Source organism: Halorubellus litoreus (assembly GCF_037081675.1).
GTDB lineage: Archaea > Halobacteriota > Halobacteria > Halobacteriales > Natrialbaceae > Halorubellus > Halorubellus litoreus.
This window is the reverse complement of sequence record NZ_JAZAQL010000002.1, coordinates 69,694-87,805: the sequence shown is the minus strand read 5'-3', so window position 1 is coordinate 87,805 and position 18,112 is coordinate 69,694. Positions and strand designations below refer to the sequence as shown.

Annotated in this window: 16 protein-coding genes and 1 tRNA gene; 3 read left to right on the top strand and 14 right to left on the bottom strand. The window is 64.8% G+C overall.

The window, feature by feature from the left end:
- Positions 1-75: 75 nt before the first annotated feature.
- Positions 76-348 (top strand): hypothetical protein, encoded by a 273-nt coding sequence (locus VYJ16_RS07820; protein ID WP_336349755.1) that lies wholly within the window; start codon positions 76-78, stop codon positions 346-348.
- Between the two features lie 154 nt (positions 349-502).
- Here VYJ16_RS07820 and VYJ16_RS07815 read toward each other — a convergent pair whose 3' ends face one another.
- A complete protein-coding gene (locus tag VYJ16_RS07815) occupies positions 503-988 on the bottom strand; it encodes a hypothetical protein (protein WP_336349754.1) in 486 nt (161 codons plus the stop codon).
- Positions 989-1,012: 24 nt separating this feature from the next.
- On the opposite strand from VYJ16_RS07815, the gene VYJ16_RS07810 reads away from it, so the two are divergent.
- Complete coding sequence (locus VYJ16_RS07810) at positions 1,013-1,216, top strand: hypothetical protein (protein WP_336349753.1); 204 nt, start codon at positions 1,013-1,015, stop codon at positions 1,214-1,216.
- 42 nt (positions 1,217-1,258) lie between these two features.
- On the opposite strand, the gene VYJ16_RS07805 is transcribed toward VYJ16_RS07810, so the two are convergent.
- The 3 genes from VYJ16_RS07805 to VYJ16_RS07795 all read right to left on the bottom strand — a co-directional run bounded on the left by VYJ16_RS07805 (position 1,259) and on the right by VYJ16_RS07795 (position 3,201).
- Positions 1,259-1,876 carry a class I SAM-dependent methyltransferase gene (locus VYJ16_RS07805; protein WP_336349752.1) on the bottom strand — a complete coding sequence of 206 codons (618 nt, stop codon included), beginning with the start codon at positions 1,874-1,876 and terminating at the stop codon, positions 1,259-1,261.
- Between the two features lie 199 nt (positions 1,877-2,075).
- Positions 2,076-2,147, bottom strand: a tRNA-Thr gene (locus tag VYJ16_RS07800).
- Between the two features lie 70 nt (positions 2,148-2,217).
- Positions 2,218-3,201 carry a class I SAM-dependent methyltransferase gene (locus VYJ16_RS07795; protein ID WP_336349751.1) on the bottom strand — a complete coding sequence of 328 codons (984 nt, stop codon included), beginning with the start codon at positions 3,199-3,201 and terminating at the stop codon, positions 2,218-2,220.
- A gap of 125 nt (positions 3,202-3,326) precedes the next feature.
- Between VYJ16_RS07795 and dph5 the strand changes: the two genes are divergently transcribed.
- A complete protein-coding gene (gene dph5 / locus VYJ16_RS07790) occupies positions 3,327-4,130 on the top strand; it encodes a diphthine synthase (protein ID WP_336349750.1) in 804 nt (267 codons plus the stop codon).
- Between the two features lie 506 nt (positions 4,131-4,636).
- Here dph5 and VYJ16_RS07785 read toward each other — a convergent pair.
- The 10 genes from VYJ16_RS07785 to VYJ16_RS07740 all read right to left on the bottom strand — a co-directional run bounded on the left by VYJ16_RS07785 (position 4,637) and on the right by VYJ16_RS07740 (position 17,898).
- Positions 4,637-7,414 carry a BGTF surface domain-containing protein gene (locus VYJ16_RS07785; RefSeq protein WP_336349749.1) on the bottom strand — a complete coding sequence of 926 codons (2,778 nt, stop codon included), beginning with the start codon at positions 7,412-7,414 and terminating at the stop codon, positions 4,637-4,639.
- A gap of 448 nt (positions 7,415-7,862) precedes the next feature.
- Positions 7,863-8,636: a VOC family protein gene (locus VYJ16_RS07780; protein WP_336349748.1), complete on the bottom strand. Its 774-nt coding sequence runs from the start codon at positions 8,634-8,636 to the stop codon at positions 7,863-7,865.
- A gap of 168 nt (positions 8,637-8,804) precedes the next feature.
- A complete protein-coding gene (locus VYJ16_RS07775) occupies positions 8,805-9,245 on the bottom strand; it encodes a type II toxin-antitoxin system VapC family toxin (RefSeq protein ID WP_336349747.1) in 441 nt (146 codons plus the stop codon).
- Complete coding sequence (locus VYJ16_RS07770; RefSeq protein WP_336349746.1) at positions 9,242-9,517, bottom strand: hypothetical protein; 276 nt, start codon at positions 9,515-9,517, stop codon at positions 9,242-9,244. The genes VYJ16_RS07775 and VYJ16_RS07770 overlap by 4 nt, the downstream gene beginning before the upstream one ends.
- 594 nt (positions 9,518-10,111) lie before the next feature.
- Positions 10,112-11,221 (bottom strand): OBG GTPase family GTP-binding protein, encoded by a 1,110-nt coding sequence (locus tag VYJ16_RS07765; protein WP_336349745.1) that lies wholly within the window; start codon positions 11,219-11,221, stop codon positions 10,112-10,114.
- Between the two features lie 157 nt (positions 11,222-11,378).
- Positions 11,379-12,743, bottom strand: a complete 1,365-nt coding sequence (locus VYJ16_RS07760) for an ABC transporter ATP-binding protein (RefSeq protein WP_336349744.1) — start codon at positions 12,741-12,743, stop codon at positions 11,379-11,381.
- Positions 12,736-13,803, bottom strand: a complete 1,068-nt coding sequence (locus VYJ16_RS07755) for an ABC transporter ATP-binding protein (RefSeq protein ID WP_336349743.1) — start codon at positions 13,801-13,803, stop codon at positions 12,736-12,738. The genes VYJ16_RS07760 and VYJ16_RS07755 overlap by 8 nt, the downstream gene beginning before the upstream one ends.
- A complete protein-coding gene (locus VYJ16_RS07750; RefSeq protein WP_336349742.1) occupies positions 13,803-14,990 on the bottom strand; it encodes an ABC transporter permease in 1,188 nt (395 codons plus the stop codon). Before VYJ16_RS07750 ends, VYJ16_RS07755 begins: the two co-directional genes overlap by 1 nt.
- Positions 14,990-15,958: an ABC transporter permease gene (locus VYJ16_RS07745; RefSeq protein ID WP_336349741.1), complete on the bottom strand. Its 969-nt coding sequence runs from the start codon at positions 15,956-15,958 to the stop codon at positions 14,990-14,992. Before VYJ16_RS07745 ends, VYJ16_RS07750 begins: the two co-directional genes overlap by 1 nt.
- 65 nt (positions 15,959-16,023) lie before the next feature.
- Positions 16,024-17,898, bottom strand: coding sequence for an ABC transporter substrate-binding protein (locus VYJ16_RS07740; protein WP_336349740.1), 1,875 nt, complete (start codon positions 17,896-17,898; stop codon positions 16,024-16,026).
- Between the last annotated feature and the right edge of the window lie 214 nt (positions 17,899-18,112).

Below are 18,112 nucleotides of genomic sequence, written 5' to 3'. Positions count from 1 at the left end.
CACTGCAAGCGGCCGAGTCGACGCGGATGCGAGATTCCACATCACTTATGCCGTTCGGTGTGAGTAATTTTCTCTATGAGTACCCAATCACGCACCGCGGACCCCAACGAGTACGAGGAAGGGTTCCTCAGCCAGAACACGTGGCTCCGACCGGTCGCGATCTTCGTGGTCATCTGCTTCGGGTTGCTCGCGCTCATCATCGGCGCGAACGCGACGATGGGCTGGCTCGGCGGCCGCTTCGGTCAGGTCCTCTTCGGGATGGTCGCGTCGCTCGTCTTCATGAGTTTCGTCCTCAGTACGGTCCTTCTCGTCGTCAACGGCGCCCGCTACATCTACAACAACCGCTGACTCCGAGTGCGCTCGACCACGATTCTCGCTCGACGTCGAACGCGAACACCCGCTTCTGCAGACATCAGTTCCCGGTGAGTGCGCTCGCGCCGTCAGTATGGTCGCGAGCGCGGAGACCGAAGTGCCCTCACCTGCGAGCACCCGTATGTCGGCCTCAATAGAGTAGTGGAGTGCTCCGAGCAGACCGCAGTCCGAAGACACACCCCACAGATACTACCAACCGGCTTCGAACCGCTCCGAAGAATAGACAGCGTCCATATAAATCAGCGACGGGCTTCAGTCCTCGACCAGCAACCGATACGAACGTGACGTCGAAGCAATCACCGACGCGACGACGAATCATCCAGGTGAGCGCCGCAACCGCGACCGCCGCCACCCTCGGCACCACCAGCGTACCCACCGACTCCGGCACGTAGGAGCTCTCGAAGAGCCCCGTCGACGTCACCCTCCACGACGTCGAGCCGACCGCCGCGAACGCCTTCGCCGTCGGCGGCGCCACGACGAGTACGACGTCGAGACCAGGAACCTCGAATCGCACTCCGCGCCCAACGACGTCACGAACACCTTCAACGACGTCGCCGTCACCGGCGACGCCGGCAAAGCGACCGTCTACGTCGCCGGCGACTCCGGGAGCGTCCACTACTCGTCCGAGAACGGCGCGAGCGTGACGTGGAACTACGTCGCCGTCGGCCAATATGCCGCCATCCAAGCCATCGACTGCCACGACCCCAGTACCGGGCACGCCGTGGACGTCCGCCGCACCAGCACGGACACGGGCGGCCAGAAGGAACTCGAGTTCCGCATCGAGAACGTCGACGACGACACCGTCGACGCGTTCCACTTCGCGGCCACCAACGTCAACTCGTAACGCCCACACGAGACGACGCCGTTCGCACCGCACGCACCCGGTTCAGCGACGTCGCAAGACGACGAAGAACCCCGGATTAGCACCCGTCCGGCGCTGATACGGCGCCCGCCAAGCGGTGACGAACCCCCAATCACCCGTCCCCGTGAACCGCTCGCGTAACTCCACCGGATGGATGCCGTACCCCGGATGACCGGGGCGGCGTGCGTCACCGAGCACGCAGTACAGGCCGCCGGACGGGACGACCGCAGTGAGACCCTCGACGAACCGGTCGCGTGCGGCGTCGTCGAACACGTGGTACATCGCGGAGTCCAGGACCGTCCGGAAGGAGAACCCGACGGCAGCGAGCTCGTCGAGCGCCAGCGCATCCCAGACGAGGAACCGCGCGTCGATACCGCGCGCCGCCGCCTTCTCGCGAGCCTGCGCGATCGCGACCGACGAGATGTCGACGCCGAGAACGTCGAACCCCTGTCGCGTCAGATACAACGTCAACTCGCCAGTCCCACAGCCAACGTCGAGCACCGGACTCCGAACGCCCCCGCGCTCCTCGAACCACACGAACGGCCACTGCGGCCGCCCGACCTCCCAGTTCGGGAACCCCGCATAGGACGCATCATACACGTACGACAACGTCCTATCCGGCGACGAAGACACACCACTCATACCCCAACCAACACGACCCGAACCTAAAACTCCGAACCCCCAACACGACGCACAGAACCCACCCTAACAATCCAACAGTGACGAGAACGAAGAGCGAAAGGAAGCCGGTGGAGGGGGATTTGAACCACGGTCGCAGCACGCTGCTCCCTGTCTCAAATCCCACCAGTCGCTCTTCGTCCTCACTTCGTTCGGCCAGAAGAGCCGGTGGAGGGATTTGAACCCTCGGCCTATTCCTTACGAAGGAATCGCTCTACCTCTGAGCTACACCGGCGCACTACTGCGCTTCCACTAACTCGTAGGAGCGATAACCCCAATAAGGGTTGCGAATCGGGGCGGGCGTGCTACGCCGAGACGACCCTGACGTCGAGGCAGACGTTGACCTCGTGCGGCGCGTACGACCGCACGACGTGACGGGTCTCGACGGTGACGTCGTACGCTGGCTCGAACGCCTCACGGATCGCGCGCTCCCCGGGCCCGAACGGATCGTCCTCGTGCTGGATGTCGTAGAGGTGGAGCACGCACTCCTCGCTCGCCAGCGTCACCGCCGTGTCGAGGAACTCGCTCGCGGTATGCGGGAGGTTCAGCACGAGTCGGTCCGCCCACCCCCCGTAGTCGCCCGCGACGTCGCGGACATCGCCCTCGATGGCCGTGACGCGGTCCGCGACGCCGTTCCGCTCCGCGTTCTCCCGGAGGTACTCGACAGCGACCGGATTCAGGTCGACGCCGACCGCCTCCGCACCACGCTTCGCCGCCGGAATCACGAACGGCCCAACGCCAGCGAACATGTCGAACACGCGCTCGCCCGGGTCGACCTGACTCGTCACGCGATGGCGCTCCGTCGCGAGCCGCGGCGAGAAGTACACTTCCGCGAGGTCGAGGTGGTACTCGCACCCGTACTCGCGATGCACCGTCTCCGTCGACGACCCAGCGAGCACGTCCCAGTCGCGCACCCGGAGCTCGCCCTTCACCTTCGACGCCCGATTCAGGACCGCCCCCACCGGCAGGTCCGACGCCACCACCGCATCCGCGATCTCGCGAGCGCGCTCGTCGTCGTCCTCGTCCAGGATGACGACGTCACCGAGGCGTTCGTAGCTCGGCTCGAACCCGAGCACGTCCGCGGGCGTCGTCTGCGTCTCCCGGTCGGGGACCGCTCGCGCCACCACCTCGAACCCGTCCGGGACGCCCGCCGCGTCCACGACCGGAATGTAGAGCACGCCGTCCTCGACGACGATCTCGCGAGAATCGTCGAGGACGCCCGCGTCCGCGAGCACCTGCCGCGACTCCTCGCCCGCCTCCCGGTCCACGCGCACGCACGGCTCGTCCATACCCAGACGGGCGAGACGCGCGACCCTGAACCTGACGGAGTACGCCCACGCATACTCTCGCATCAGGGGTCTCCACGGCGACGCGGACCGACGGCTTGAACGCCGCCGACGCACACACGAACAGTATGCTCACGTTCATCGGCCTCGGGCTCTACGACGAGCGCTCCATCACCGTCGAAGGCCGCGACTCTCTCCGCGACGCCGACCGCGCGTACGTCGAGTTCTACACGAGCAAACTCCTCGGCGCCACCGTCGACGACCTCGAACGCCACCACGACGTCGACATCGAGGTCCTCGAACGCGCGGACGTCGAACAGCACCCCGAGCGCGTCCTCGACGCCGCCGAGACCGAATCGGTCGCGTTCTGCACCGCCGGCGACACCATGATCGCGACCACGCACACCGACCTCCGCTTGCGTGCCACAGAGCGCGGCATCGACACCCGCGTCGTCCACGGCGTCACCGCCGAGACCGCCGCCGCCTCCCTCACCGGCCTCCAGAACTACCGGTTCGGGAAAGCCACCACGCTCCCCTTCGAGTACGCGCACGCCGGCAGCGACGTCCCCGACAGCGTCCTCGACACCATCACCGCGAACCGCGACCGCGGCCTCCACACCCTCGTCTTCCTCGACATCAAGGTCGGCGACGACACCGCCGGCGCCGACGTCCGCGACGGCGACGAGTACATGACCGCCAGCCACGCCGCCAGCCGCCTCGCCGCCCACCACCCCGACCTGGTCGCCGTCGTCGTCGCCCGCGCCGGCAGCCCCGACCCACTCGTCCACGCCGACACCCTCTCGAACCTCGCCGAACGGGACTTCGGCGACCCCCTCCACCTCCTCGTCGTCCCCGGCGACTGCCACCTCCTCGAAGCCGACGCCCTCGAAATACTCGCCGACGCTCCACGCGACAAACTCGACGTCGTCTGACCGACTCACAAGCCACTCCACTGTCGTCTTTCCTCACCAGCTCCCACTATCGTTCGCAGTCACGACACCCAGGTCCTGCGAGCCCAGTCGCCACCACCGGCCTGGCGCGGGAGCGGGCGCGACCGCGAACGCCAGTGAGCGGGTCGCGCGCCCACCCGCGAGGGACGCCGCCGCGTCGCGCGAGCACCGCGAGCGCGACCAGGCAGCGTCGGCTGGGGAGGACGAGGCCCACCACTGGCACCGCGAGCACGAGCACCCAGCCACCACACACCCAGCTCAAAAAGCACCACCAGCCACAGCACCGCCACCAGTCACACCACCACCAGCCACAGCACCGCCACCAGTCACACCACCACCACCAGCGAACCCACACTCACACACCACACCCGACGACACAACCCCACACTCACCACGCAGCGAGCACGAGACTGCCGTCGCTATCGAGCGTAGCGCGCGAAGAAAAATCGAACGTGAAGACCGAGTAGAACTCGGTTAGTTAGCTGGCGTTAGTTGTCGCGACGGGTCGCGAGGAGCGCAGCCGCAACGAGTGCGACCAGCGCAACAGCGACACCGAAGCCGGGCTGACCACTGGAATCCTCAGTCGTGGTCGGCTCGGACGTCTCGGGGGCCTCCGACGTCGTCGGCTCGTCGGTCGGCTCCGTCGTCGTCGGCTCGTCCGTCGGCTCCGTCGTCGTCTCGTCCGTCGGCTCCGTCGTCGTACTGGTCTCATCCTGCACCGTGATACCGGCCGTGACAGCTGCGTTGTCACCGACCATCACACCGTGCGTGTAGTCACCAGTCGCCGAGGGAACCGTGTACTCGAACGTGACCTGGGTCGTCGAACCTGCGTCAACGGAGACGTTCTGCGTCGACTCCGTCGTCCCGTTGAACATGTACGCGACCTCGGTCTCGCCCGAGGAGTCGCCAGTGTTCTCGACCGTCGCGGTCACCGTGATCGTCGAACCGGGGGCAGCCGTCTCCGGCGCGTCGAGGGACGCGAGCTGGATGTTGGCGGCACCGCCGATGCGAGCGTTCACCGTGTCCTTGGTCTGCGAACCGTCCTTCACGGACACCGTGAAGTTGGTGCCGGTCGGGATGTCAGCGACGTCGAGCGTCGTGCTCCACGTGCCGTCCTCCTGGACCGTCGCGGTGGCCGTGCGGAGGAAGGGGTTCTGACCGCCGGAGCTGCGGGCGGTCACCGTGAGGTTCGAACCTGCTGCGAGGCTGGACGTACCGGAGACCTCCGCCGCGTCAGACTGCGTGACGGTGAGCGGGTTCTCGGCGTCGTCCTGCGGTGCGTCGACGTTAGCCGTGCGGCTAACAATCGAGAACGTCGTCGAGGTCGAGGCGTCCGACGTGCGGTACGTCGAGAACGCTTCCTGGTAGCTGAGGGTTGCAGCGTAGACCTCAGTCGGCGTGTTGGAGTTGACCTCGAACTTGTTGAAGTCGCCCGTGTCGAGGTACACGTAGATCGTGTTCCCGCTCGGCGAGAACACAGCCTGCGTGTCCGACGTGGACGTGTCGATGCTCTTGCGCTGCGTGTTCGTCGGCGTGGAGTCCGCCGTCTGAACGATACTGAAGTTCGCGCCGTTCGCGAACGCACTGAAGCCGTCCTGGCCCGATGCCGGCGGGGCTCCGAGCTGGCCGAAGACGCCAGCCGTCTGCATCTCGACGACAACGTAGTCGCCCTTCGCGATGGAGCTGTCCTCGGAGATCTCGTTGAACAGGTAGTTCGGGGCCGTGGAGCTCTCGGACGCCGTCGACGGCGCCGTCCACGTCTGGATCGAGTTGCTCACGTCGGTCGGCGAGTTGAGAACGACCGTCGCAACGTCAGTCTCCTGACCGTTGACGGTGACGTTCACGGGGTACTCGCCGCCCGCGAGGGCACCTTCACTGAACGAGGTGGAGCCACTCACGCGGCTGACGGAGTCGTCACCAGCAGCCTCGAAGGTGTCGCTACCGGTGCCAGCGTGGTAGCTGTTCCAGTAGAACGTGACGTAGCCGTCGTCGTTCTCGTCAGTGACCTGAACGACCTCGTTGTAGTTGACGCTGGGGCCGCCGACCTGCACGTTCGCAGAGTTGGCGGTACCAGTGAGCGAGACGTTGATCGCGACAACGTCACCGCGCTGCTCGGAGATCGCCTTCGTCACGAACTGCGCGTTACCCGTCTGGGCCGCCTCAACCGTGAGGTCGACCGACGAGGTGACGCCAGTGTCCGGGACGAGGAAGTCGATCGTGTAGTTACCAGCGGAGACACCCGTGAAGTTCGCGGTCAGGGTGTCCGTGGTGGTACCGGAGACAGCGACGTAGTCGTTCTCGCCGTCACCGTCGACGTCGGCGAGCGTACCGGCGCCGCCGAGGAGGCTCTGAATCGTGCTCGGGTCGACGTCCGGCGAGCTGATCCAGTGGTCGTAGCTACCACGGTTCGATTCAACGGTGATGTCGGTGTTCGTACCCTCACCGTCGTTCTTGACCGTGGTCGGATCCGCGGAGGCACTGTAGTCCTGCGGCGAGATCTTGAACTTGACCGTCTCGTTGTCGCCCGGGAACGTCTCGCCGGAGTCGGCGGACGTGTCCGTGAGGCGGTACGTGCCGGTCTCGTAGCCACTCGTGCCGGTGAGGAAGGCCTCACCGAAGGAGTTCACGTCAACGACGGTGACGAACTGCCAGCCGCTGCTGGTCTGGCGCTGAAGCTCGACACCCTGGTCGTTGTCCGTGAAGCCAGCACGGTAGAGGGTCTGGCCGGACCACGTACGGACGTTGGGCGTGATCTCCTTGTCGTAGTCGGAGGAGCTCGCGAGCGCGCCAACGGTGAACGTGACGGAGTCGCTCGCGCTACCGCCCTTGTCGGCGATGGTGAGCGAGACGTCCTTCTCCTTCGCACCCGTGTCCACGGTCATCGTCGCGGAGATCGTGGCGGTGTGGACACCGTTACCCGTCTCGTCCTTGACGGTAATCTCTGCGTTACCGTTGTTGGTCTGGGTATCGGTGACGGAGACTTCAGGGTTACCCGAGGACGCCGACACTGCCGTCACGTCGACGTTCGAGAGCTCGGAGTAATTGACGCTGATCGTGTGCTGTTCGTTTGCGCTGACTGTAACGTCGAAGGACACGGCCTGGGTCTGCCCATCCGTGTTGGCGTCGACGTCATCAGCGGAGTTCGCGCTGATGCTACTGAGGTTCGCGGCAGCTGCTCCGGAGAGCGCGACGGTGCCCGCAAATACGGAGAACACCATCAGCGCTGTCAGGACCAGCGCGCGGAGTTTGTTGTTTTCGTCTGTCATGTGTTGTTGGATCGCTTCGGCGGCGACCGCAGCTTTTCTCGATGTCGCCCGAGACCTGTGGGCGCACCGATACTCGCTACTGTCACCATGGGTAGGGGTACAACAGAAAGGCACGACCCATTGTTATAAATGTCTTGTGGTGGATTCGGTTTCGTGGTATTGCGTCACACACGCTCTGTGTGCCGTTTTCTCACGATTCCAGTCGGCGTCGGACGCACGGCAGACACCCCAGGAAGGTATATAAACGAGTCGCGGAGCGCTGCAAACCGCCCGATAACAACCCGGTTACGAGTCAACACGCAGCCGGTCACGAAGCGTCGACGCGAAGACCGGTCATCGGCGAGAGAACCGGTCATCGACGCGAAAACCGGACACCGTCATCGACACGAAAACCGGACAGAACGACGACGCGCGCACACGAGCGACGTCAGTCGGGTTGCAACGACGGTTACTCGCCTGGCGCGTCCGTCGGGTTCAAGAGCTCTATCTCGTGACCGTCCGGGTCCTTCGTGAACGCGAACATGTCGTCACACGATTCGGGGTCGCGGTACGCCTCGGCCCCCCGCACCACGAGTTCGTCCCACGCCTCGTGGAGGTCGTCCACGCGCACGCACACGTGCCCCCACGCATCACCCATGTCGTACGTGCGGCCGTCGTAGTTGTACGTCAGCTCGACCGCCATCGCCTCCTCGCCCGCATCCTGGGGCTTCAGGAAGTAGTTCGCGAACGTATCGCTCTCCCAGCGGCCCGTGTGCTCGTACTCGAACTTCCGCGTCCAGAACCCGATCGCCTCGTCCGCGTCCTCCACGCGCATCATCGTGTGGTCGAGACTCCAGCGCGCGCCGTGGTCGCGCTCGACGAGTTCGACCTCGTGCCCGTCCGGGTCCTTCACGAACGCGTAACTCCCACCGCACGACTCGGGGTCGCGGTAGTCCGCCACGCCAGCGTCCATCAGTTCCTCGTACGCGTCGAACACGTCCTCGACGCGGACCGCGATGTGGCCCCACGCGTCACCCATCTCGTACGTCCGGTCGTCGTGATTGTACGTCAGTTCGAGGACGGCAGCGTCCTCGCCCGCGTCCTCGGGGCCGAGGTAGACGTTCGTGAACGTGTCCGCCTCCCAGCGACCCTTCTCCTCGTACTCCAGATGCGTCTGGTACCAGTCCAGGGACTCCTCTAAGTCTTCGACGCGCATCATCACGTGGTCGAGTGCGTACGTCATACTCGACGCTTCGAGTGGCGGACTCAAGACGATACCGGACGGAGAAATCGACGAACGATGGTCGGGCCGACCGCCGCGAACCGACCTCGCTCCGTTCACCGAATCAGAACCGGCAGCCGTGCGCTCGCAGCTCTCATCCAGACAATTCGTCCGAAGCCACCCAGCAACTCACTCCACGGCGACTGCTTCCGGGTCCAGTCGCTCTACGACCCCGTCGAAGTCGTCGTCGAAACTCAGTACCGCGTCGATACCGCGCCGCTCGCAGAGCGCGACAGTCGTCGCGTCCGTGAAGCTCAACCCGTGATCGTCGTATCGTTCGAACGTCTCAATCGCCGCATTGAACACCGTCCCCGACACGCGAAGGAGTTCGTACACCCGAGGATACGTGTCCGCGCCACGAATCCGTTCACCGAGGCGCTTCGCCGGCCCGAACGACCCGCCGCGTGCGAGCGTCAGCGTCACAGCCTCGTCGTAGACGTAGTCGCTGACGTACGGCTGCCCGAACTCGCCATCGTAGACGGCGTCCAATGCATCGCTCGCGGCATCGTGTCTCGCCGCGTCCGTGTCGTGGTCCGCGTACAGGACACCGGTGTCGACGAGCACCGTCATCCGTACAGTATCTCGTCGATGTCCTCCTCTTCGGTCGTCACGCCGGAACTGAACCGCCCGTGCCCCATCGCCTCCTTCTCCGTGGCCGATAGCGGCACTGTCGACTCACGGAACGAGTCGACGACGTCGTCTTTGTCACCGTAGGCGTCGTCGATGAGCCGGGAGAGTAACTCCTGCTGGGTGACCGACTCTCCCGTCCGCAACCGGATCTCTGCTTGCAGCTCTTCGAGTCGAGATTTCGCGTCTTCGTCGACCTTCACGGCCTTCGACATACGCCGTCGTTACGTCCGAAACTGCGTAAATGTTTCCACCAGCTGCTCGTTGTCGGGTTGCACTCGATAGCGCTCGCGTACCTCCAGAATGGAACGTCACCTGCTGTGGAACGTGAGATCGAAAGAAAACCGAACTGGGAGGTCGACGAGCGCCCGTCGGTGCCGGCTCGCCCGACCTCATTCCGTGACCGCTCGCCGGTCCGACGACCCCGAGTCAGACGATGTCGACGTCGACTCGCTCGGCGACCCCGAGCACGCCGAAATCGGTGTCCGCGACGGCGAGCGTTTCGTCGAGGTAGTCGATGAGGGCGCTACTGTCGTAGAGCGTCGTCGAACGCAGACATCGTCCGTCATCTCCGCGCGCTTCGCTTTCGCCTTCTCGAGTGCGTCAGAGTCCACCCAGCGGCCAGCCCCATCGCGGACGCTCTCGCGGCGTTCGCGGACGGGTCGGGCGAACAGTTCGTCGACCGTCTCGTCTTCCCGTTTCTGTGGGGCGAGGGCAGCGTGCGTGTCGTCGACCCGAATGCTCTTGGGAAAACGTATCGGATACGAAGAGAGATTCAAGAGTCTTCGGTCGGCCAGGGCCTCGACCGGTTACTTCCGGAGGACGAGCTTCAGGACGTCCTCGTCCGCGAGCTCGTGCTCGCGACCGACCTGCTGGCCGTCGTGCTTCGCGCTCTCGCCGCGGACGCGCGCGAACCGGAAGCGCTCGTCCATCTCGCTCCCGAGCTTCGAGAGCGCATCGTCGATACTCGACCCCTCGGGGACCACGAGCGGTTCCTCCCAGTCGACGCCACGCCCGGGTTTGTCCATGTAGACGCGGATGAGCCCGAGCTGCTTCCAGATGCGTTCCTTGAACGCCTCGAGACCCTTCTCCTTCTCCGCGGAGATGAACGTCACCTCCTCGGGGTCGAGGTCGTGCTCGCGGAGGTTCTCGAACACCGTCTCCTTGTACCCGGGGTCGATGAGGTCGGCCTTGTTCACGATCGTGATAGAGGGCAGGTAGACGCGGTTGTCCATGATGCCGTCGATGAGGCGGTCCATGTCGAGTTTCTCGCCGAGGTTCACGTCCGCGTTCACGTACCCGTGCTCGCGGAGGATGTCCGTGATCGTCTTCTCGTCGAGGTCCTGGTCGGCCGCCGACGTGACGCGGATGCCGTCCTTGTGCTTCTTCCGGATGGTGACGTTCGGGGGCTGCTGGTCGACGCGGATCTTGATGTCGTACAGCTCCTTCCGTAGTCGCGCGTACTGCTCGATCTCGAACGGCGACAGCACGAACGCGATGAGGTCCGCGCTCCGGACGACCGACAGCACCTCCTTCCCGCCGCCGCGTCCCCCGGCAGCACCCTCGATGAGGCCCGGGACGTCGAGGATCTGGATGTCCGCGCCGTTGTACTCGAGCATCCCGGGGTTCACGTTCAGGGTCGTGAACTCGTAGGACCCGACCTCGCTGTCGGCGTTCGTGAGCGAGTTGACGAGCGTCGACTTCCCGACGCTCGGGAACCCGACGAGCGCGACGCTCGCGTCCCCGTGCTTCTCGACGGCGTACCCGCCGCCGCCACCGGACCCCGACTGGTTCTCGAGCTTCTCCTTCTTCTCCGCGAGCTTCGACTTCAGACGGCCGATGTGGGCTTCCGTGGACTTGTTATAGGGCGTATTCCGGATCTCCTCCTCGATTGCGTCGATCTCCTCTTCGAGCCCCATCGTTACTCCAGACTCCGCTATCCCGACCGAAAAACCTGTTCAATCGCTACCCGACCGCCGTCGCGGTGCGACCGTCGCGGTCGCGTGGACGGGTTCGGACCGCGTCGAAGAAGCGTGATAGAGGGGTGCGTCGGGCGCGCCAGCGTTCGATGCCGCGTCAGTCGTCCGAGACCGCGGACTCGACGGAGTCGGTCGTCGCGCTCGGCGAGTCGAGATGACACGCGGACTGGTGACCGGGCGAGGTCTCCGCGAGCGACGGTGCGTCGCGCTCGCAGACCGTCTCGAACTCCGTCGACAGGAGTTCGTCGGCGCCCGCCAGGTCGTCGCTCACGATCCGTTCGAGCGCGTCGGCGAGGACGGACTCCGCACGCCCGTCCTGGAGCGACTCGGGGATGCCGAACTCGTCGCGGATCGCGGCCTTCGCGGCGTCGTCCGACACCGACCCGGGCTCGACGTCCCCGTCGCGCTCGGTCGCGACGAACTCGCGGACCGCCTCGATGTCGATGTCGCGCTGCGCGAGGCGCGTCCGGAGGTCCATGACCGCGCGCCAGTGCTCCTGCTCGAAGTCGTAGTCCTCGGGCTGGATGACGTCCGGGCAGCGCGTGTGGAACCGACAGCCACTCGGCGGGTTCGACGGACTCGGCACGTCGCCCGACAGCGTCGTCCCCGCACGGTCCACGGTCGGGTCCGGCACCGGGATCGACGACAGCAACGCCTGCGTGTACGGATGCTGCGGGTTCCGGAACAGCTCCTCGGTCTCCCCAATCTCGACAATCTCACCGAGGTACATGACGGCGACGCGGTCGCAGATCTCGCGGACGACCGCCATGTCGTGACTGATGAGGAGGATCGACAGCCCGAACTCCGCCTGGATGTCCTTCATCAACGTCAGTATCTCCGCTTGCACGGAGACGTCGAGCGCGGAGACGGGTTCGTCCGCGACGATCAGTTCGGGGTTCGTCACGAGCGCTCGCGCCAGACTGATGCGTTGCTTCTGGCCACCGGAGAACTCGTGGGGGAACCGATGGTAGTCGTCGCGCGACAGCCCGACGCGGTCGAGGAGGTTCCGCGCGATCTCCTGGCGCGCCGCCTTGTCCTCGATACCGTGGATGCGGAGCGGTTCGGCGATGCTCTCGCCGACCCGCATCCGCGGGTCCAGGCTCGACGACGGGTCCTGGAAGATCATCTGGGCTTGCCGGCGGAACTGCTTGAGTTCGGCCGGGTCGAACTCCGTCACGTCGTTCCGATGGCGCGCGTCCGCGGCTGTCTCGGTCGCGTCCCGTGCCTCGCCGTTGAAGATGACCTCGCCGGCGGTCGGCTCCTCCAGTTGGATGATCGACGTCGCCGCCGTCGACTTCCCGCACCCGGACTCGCCGACGAGTCCGAGCGTCTCGCCGCGCGGGATGTCGAAACTGATGCCGTCGACCGCCTTCACTGACCCGACCTGCTTCTTCAGGATACCCTGCGTGATGGGGTAGTGCTTCTTCAGGTCGCGGACCTCGAGCAGCGGTTCGTCAGTCATCGTTCATCCCTCCGGTCCGTTCAGTGCCGCCGTTCCCGGCGGCGCTACCGGTCGATAGCTCCGCGTCGAGGATGCGGGACTCGTCGTAGCCGGGGCCGTAGTACACGCACGAGACGCGGTGGTCCGCGGTCCCCGTGTCGTACAACGTCGGCTGGTCGCCCTTCTTGCAGTCCTCGACCGCGTGCGGGCAGCGGTCGGCGAACCGACAGCCGTCCGGCGGGTTCGTCGGGTCCGGGAGCGACCCCTGGATGCCCTTCGTCGACTCGCCCCTGCCGGGCAAGCACTCCATGAGCGCTTGCGTGTACGGATGCGCGGGCTCCTTGAATATCGTGTAGACGTCGCCTTCCTCCATGAGCTTGCCCGCGTACATCACGAGCACGCGGTCGGCGACCTCGGCGACGACGCCGAGGTCGTGCGTGATGAACAGGATGCTCATCCCGAACTCCTCCTGGATGTCCTCGAGGAGGTCCAGGATCTGGGATTGGATGGTGACGTCGAGCGCGGTCGTCGGCTCGTCCGCGATGAGGAGGTCCGGTTCGGGCGCGAGCGCCATCGCGATCATCACGCGCTGCTTCATCCCCCCGGAGAACTCGTGGGGGTAATCGTCGAAGCGCGCAGTCGCCTCCGGGATACCGACCCGGTCCAAGAGCTCGATGGCGCGCTCGCGCGCCTCGGCCTCCGAGACGTCGTCGTGGAACTGTATCGCCTCCACGATCTGCCAGCCGACGCTATAGCAGTGATTCAGCGCGTCCTGCGGGTTCTGGAAGATGTGACCGATCTCCCCGCCGCGGAGGTCGCGGAGTTCCGCGTCGCTCAACGCGCCGACGTCCCGGCCGCGGAACCGCACCTCGCCGTCGATGTGCGCGGGCGGCATCGAGAGGATGCGCGTGATGGATTCGCTCGCGACGGTCTTCCCGGACCCGGACTCGCCGACGATACAGACGGTCTCGCCTTCGTGGATGTCGAAGTCGAGGCCGTCGACCGCCGTCAGCGTGCCTTCGTCCGTGGTGAACGTCGTCGTGAGGTCTCGTACCGACAGTAGTGGATCTCTCGTACTCATTATTCGCCCTCCGTCTCCGCTTGCGGGTTCAGTGCGTCGAGCAGTGCGTCACCGAGGTAGTTGAACGCGAGGATGATGAGGAACAGGAACACGCCGGGGATCGTCGAGATCCACCACGCGAACGACAGGCTCGCGCGCCCCGACGCGATCGCCGACCCCAGCGACGGGACGTCCGCCCCGAGTCCGAGGAACGCGAACGCCGCCTCGAACAGGATGAAGCTCGGGATGAGCAGCGACAGGTCCGTGATGATGCTGCTCGCGGTGTTCGGGATGAGGTGCCGGCGGATGATGAGCCACGTGCTGCCACCCGTGGCTTTCGCGGACTTGATGTACTCCTCCTCGGTCTTCTGGAGCGCGTTCGACCGCACGTACCGCGCGGTGTTCCCCCAGCTGAAGAACCCGAAGATACCGATGAACAGGATGAGGCTCGCGCCGAACTGGTAGGTCAGGAGGAGGAACAGCAGGAAGCTCGGGAACGTCTGCTGGATGTCGACGTACCGCATCAGGAACTCGTCGACGAGCCCGCCGCTGTACGCGGCGACCGTGCCGACGAGACTCCCGATTATCGTCACGATGAACGCCGACATCAGTCCGATCTTCATGCTGATCTGCATCCCGTACACGATGATCTTCACGATGTCCTTCCCACCGTCAGTCGTGCCGAGCGGGTACTTCCAGGTACCGTGGCACATCCCATCCGAGACTCGACCCGTGCACTCGATGACCGCGGACTTCGGGACGCTCGTGTACACGGGCGGCTGGAACTTCGCGAACAGCGTCAGCTCTGGTTTCGGGACGACCAGCGGCCCGAAGACGCCGACAACGAACGTCACGATGAGGAACCCGAGACTCAGGATCGCTGGACGGTTCTCCTTGAACCGTTCCCAGTAGTACCGCGACAGATGCGGGTTCTCGAAGATCGGAACGACCCCGAAGAAGAACAGCAGCAGGATCGTCAGCGCGAACATGTAGTCCAGTTGCGTGACCTGGTACGCCCACCCGATCGCCTCGAACGTCGCCTCGCCCTTCGGGACGGCGAAGTAGTCGTAGAGGAAGATGGCGGCAAGTACCAACGTCGTCACGACCATCCCACTCGTTTTCGCGGAGAGGTTCAGCCGACTCGTGCGTTCGACGTCGTTCCAGTCGATGTCCTCGAATCGGGTCGGCGTGGAATCGTCTGCCGACATCATCGATCACCGAAGCTGATGCGCGGGTCGAGCACTGTGTAGACGATGTCCTGGAGCAGGTTCCCGATGACCGCGATGAAGATGAACACGAACGACGTGCCGAGCACGAGTGGCGTGTCCTGGGAGAGCGTACCCCGCAAGAGCAGTCGCCCGAGCCCGGGAATCGAGAACACGGTCTCGACGAGCACGGACGACCCCGTGAACAACGCCAGGAGCGTGCCGACGTACGTCGTCGACATCGGCACCGACGCCGGACGCAGGATGTGCCGCGTCAGGATGCGCTGGCTGTTCGCGCCCTTCGCTCGCGCGGTCTTCACGAAGTCCGTGTTGAGGTACTCCGCGGATTCGTTCCGGGAGACGCGCTGGATGCCCCCGACCGAGCCCGTGACGAGCACGAACACGGGGAGGATGAGTTGCTTGAAGTTCGCCCACGTGAACACGCCCACGTCCGTCTGGTACGTGATCGGCACCCACCCGAGGACGACGCCGAACACGAGCAGGAGCATGATGCCGAACCAGAAGTTCGGGATGGAGAACCCGAAGAACGCGAAGAACGTCATCAGGTTGTCCCGCCACGAGTACTGGTGCGCGGTCGAGTACAGGCCCGCAGCGGTCCCGAACACGATGGTCAGGATCGTCCACGGCACGGAGTACTGGACGGTGTAGTAGAGCGCCGTCCAGACCGCCTCGGTGACGGGCTGGGAGCGACTCTCGGAGAACCCCCAGTCGAGCGTGAAGACGTTCTCCATGTAACTGCCGTACTGCACCCACAGCGGCTCGTTCAGGCCGCGGAGCTCGCGGAGGCGTTCCTGTTCTGCGGTGGCGTTCTTCCCCGCCTGCGCGGCCGCTTGCCCGGCCTGGATGATGTCCTGGTCGGGCGTCAGCCGGAGCATGAGCCAGGTGACGGAGACGATGATGAACGTGACGACGACTGCCCACATGAGCCGCCGTGCGACGTACCACCTCATGGTGGCGTCGCTATCCCAGCGGCTCTCGGCGAGTTATGCGAACGATGATAGGTCATGGGTGACCTCTAGTTGTCTCCGGACTCCTTCCGCCACGTCTGGAAGTTCCAGCCGTTGAAGAACTCCTCTTCCGGCCCCTTCACGGACGGGCTGTAGCCCGTGATGGAGGTGCCAAGCGAGAGCATACCCATGGGTTGGTCCTTCGAGAGCTTCCCGAAGAGTTCGCCGAGAACCTCCTTGCGTTCCTCGTCGGAGGACGCGGTGCGAGCGTCCTCGTAGAGCGTCTCGAGGTCGTAGCTCGGGTAGTAGCCGGTCGCGTTGAACGCGGCGTCCTTCAGGAAGAACACGTCGCTGCTCGTCGGCGTCATCGGGTACGTGTTCAGGCCGTAGATGAGGCCCATGTCCCAGGACTTCTTGCTCGTGACCTTGTCACGCGGGCCGTAGTTGTTCGCGCCCGCGCTCCACTCGAGCTCGTCGGGGTTCTCGGGCTCCTGCTGGCGGAAGTAGTCGGTGACGAACTTCAGACCGCCGATGGATTCGATGTTCACCTTGATGCCCGCGTTCTTGCCGAACTCCTGCTGGATGAACTGCGCGGTGGACTTCTCGATGGCCTGCCCGCTCTGGTACATCAGCTTGAGTTCGACCTGGTCGCCGTTCCCGTCGACGAGCTTGTCGCCGTCGTACGAGTAGTTCGTCCCGGAGAGCGCGTCCTTCATCCGGCTCTGCGTCGCCTCTTTCCCGTAGAGGTCGCCGACGCCGTACTTGTCGACAGTGTCGTCGTTGTACCACGGCGACCACTGCGGCTGCCACGTGAACTGCGGGTTGGCGTAGTCGCGCTGCACGCCCTTGACGTACTTCTGCTTGTCAATCGCGCACCCGAGCGCCTGCCGGACACCCTGCTTGCGGAACGGCTTCCAGCCGTTCGCACGCATGTTGTAGAAGATCGGGCGGTTGTACGGCTGCGGGGCGACGTTCAGGTTGACGTTCTCGTTCCCTTCGAGGTTGACGGCCTGGCTCGGTTCGAGGCCGACCTCGTCGCCGTCGCCGGTCTTGAGCGAGCCGACGCGCGCCGCCGGCTCCTTGATGATCTGGGTCTCGATGCGCTCGAAGTACGGCGCCTTCTCGAAGAGCTTCGGGAGGTCGTCGGCTTCGCGAGCGTAGTAGTCCTCGTTGCGCGTGAACGTCAGCTTGCTCTGGCGCTCCCAGTTCTCGAGCTTGTACGGCCCGAGGTTCCCGGTGTACGAGAGGTCGATGAGCTCCTGGTTCTCCTTGAGGCCCTGGACGTCCTCCTCGTCGACGAACGGCTTGATGAGGTCCTTGGGGACGACCTGCATCTCCCACGTCACGGGTTTCTTCGGGAACAGCGGGTCGGGTTCCTCCAGTTTGATGTCGAACTGGTACTTGCCGTTCTTCTCCACCGTGATGGGTTCCCCGTTCCGGTACCAGTCGGAGCTGGCCGAGGTCCCCGACCATTCGGTCTGGTGGAGGTTCTTGATCATGTACACGTAGTCCTCGGCGGTCAGCTGCCCGTAGGGCTCGGACCACTGGAGGTTCTCGCGGAGCTTCGCGGACCAGACGCGGTTGTCGTCGCTCGTGAGCTCGAACAGTTGCGGGAACTGGACCTGCCCGGGCTTGAACCCGTAGGACGGGTCGATGGTGTTCGTGATGAGGGCGCCCGCGGTCGCCTCGGAGTTGTACATCGAGTTCAGCGTCGTGATCGTCGAGGAGATGATGTCCGTGTACGTGCCCCCGACCTCGGGGAGTTCCTCGACCTGCGTGGTGGGTTCCTGCGTGCCCGTGCTGAACCCTTGGTCCTCTTCGGTCGTCGAGGCGCTCGTCTCCGTGGGGTCGGGTCCGGACGCACACCCGGCGAGTCCGGCGGCGCCGGCGATCCCCATCACCTGGAGCCAGCGGCGTCGGCTCGTCGTTTGTTCACCAGTCATTTGGAACGCGTTGTCAGACGGCATAGCTCATACTTTTACCTTACATATTTAATTCTTGCTTTAGGCAAACCGATTACTTACTCACAGACGGCTCCATCACGACCACATACACGAACCGAACTGAAAGCCCGAAAAACCACGATAGAGCACCCTAGAAGCTGTTTCTCGGTTCGAGAGTCGAGGTTCGTGCTCGGAGCGGGCCGTCCGGGTAGTG

Excerpts from the sequence above, each read along its gene's own strand:
- VYJ16_RS07820 (WP_336349755.1), top strand. The coding sequence starts at position 76 with ATGAGTACCCAATCACGCACCGCGGACCCCAACGAGTACGAGGAAGGG.
- VYJ16_RS07805 (WP_336349752.1), bottom strand. The coding sequence starts at position 1,876 with ATGAGTGGTGTGTCTTCGTCGCCGGATAGGACGTTGTCGTACGTGTAT.
- VYJ16_RS07795 (WP_336349751.1), bottom strand. The coding sequence starts at position 3,201 with ATGGACGAGCCGTGCGTGCGCGTGGACCGGGAGGCGGGCGAGGAGTCG.
- dph5 (WP_336349750.1), top strand. The coding sequence starts at position 3,327 with ATGCTCACGTTCATCGGCCTCGGGCTCTACGACGAGCGCTCCATCACC.
- VYJ16_RS07785 (WP_336349749.1), bottom strand. The coding sequence starts at position 7,414 with ATGACAGACGAAAACAACAAACTCCGCGCGCTGGTCCTGACAGCGCTG.
- VYJ16_RS07780 (WP_336349748.1), bottom strand. The coding sequence starts at position 8,636 with ATGACGTACGCACTCGACCACGTGATGATGCGCGTCGAAGACTTAGAG.
- VYJ16_RS07775 (WP_336349747.1), bottom strand. The coding sequence starts at position 9,245 with ATGACGGTGCTCGTCGACACCGGTGTCCTGTACGCGGACCACGACACG.
- VYJ16_RS07770 (WP_336349746.1), bottom strand. The coding sequence starts at position 9,517 with ATGTCGAAGGCCGTGAAGGTCGACGAAGACGCGAAATCTCGACTCGAA.
- VYJ16_RS07765 (WP_336349745.1), bottom strand. The coding sequence starts at position 11,221 with ATGGGGCTCGAAGAGGAGATCGACGCAATCGAGGAGGAGATCCGGAAT.
- VYJ16_RS07760 (WP_336349744.1), bottom strand. The coding sequence starts at position 12,743 with ATGACTGACGAACCGCTGCTCGAGGTCCGCGACCTGAAGAAGCACTAC.
- VYJ16_RS07755 (WP_336349743.1), bottom strand. The coding sequence starts at position 13,803 with ATGAGTACGAGAGATCCACTACTGTCGGTACGAGACCTCACGACGACG.
- VYJ16_RS07750 (WP_336349742.1), bottom strand. The coding sequence starts at position 14,990 with ATGTCGGCAGACGATTCCACGCCGACCCGATTCGAGGACATCGACTGG.
- VYJ16_RS07745 (WP_336349741.1), bottom strand. The coding sequence starts at position 15,958 with ATGAGGTGGTACGTCGCACGGCGGCTCATGTGGGCAGTCGTCGTCACG.
- VYJ16_RS07740 (WP_336349740.1), bottom strand. The coding sequence starts at position 17,898 with ATGACTGGTGAACAAACGACGAGCCGACGCCGCTGGCTCCAGGTGATG.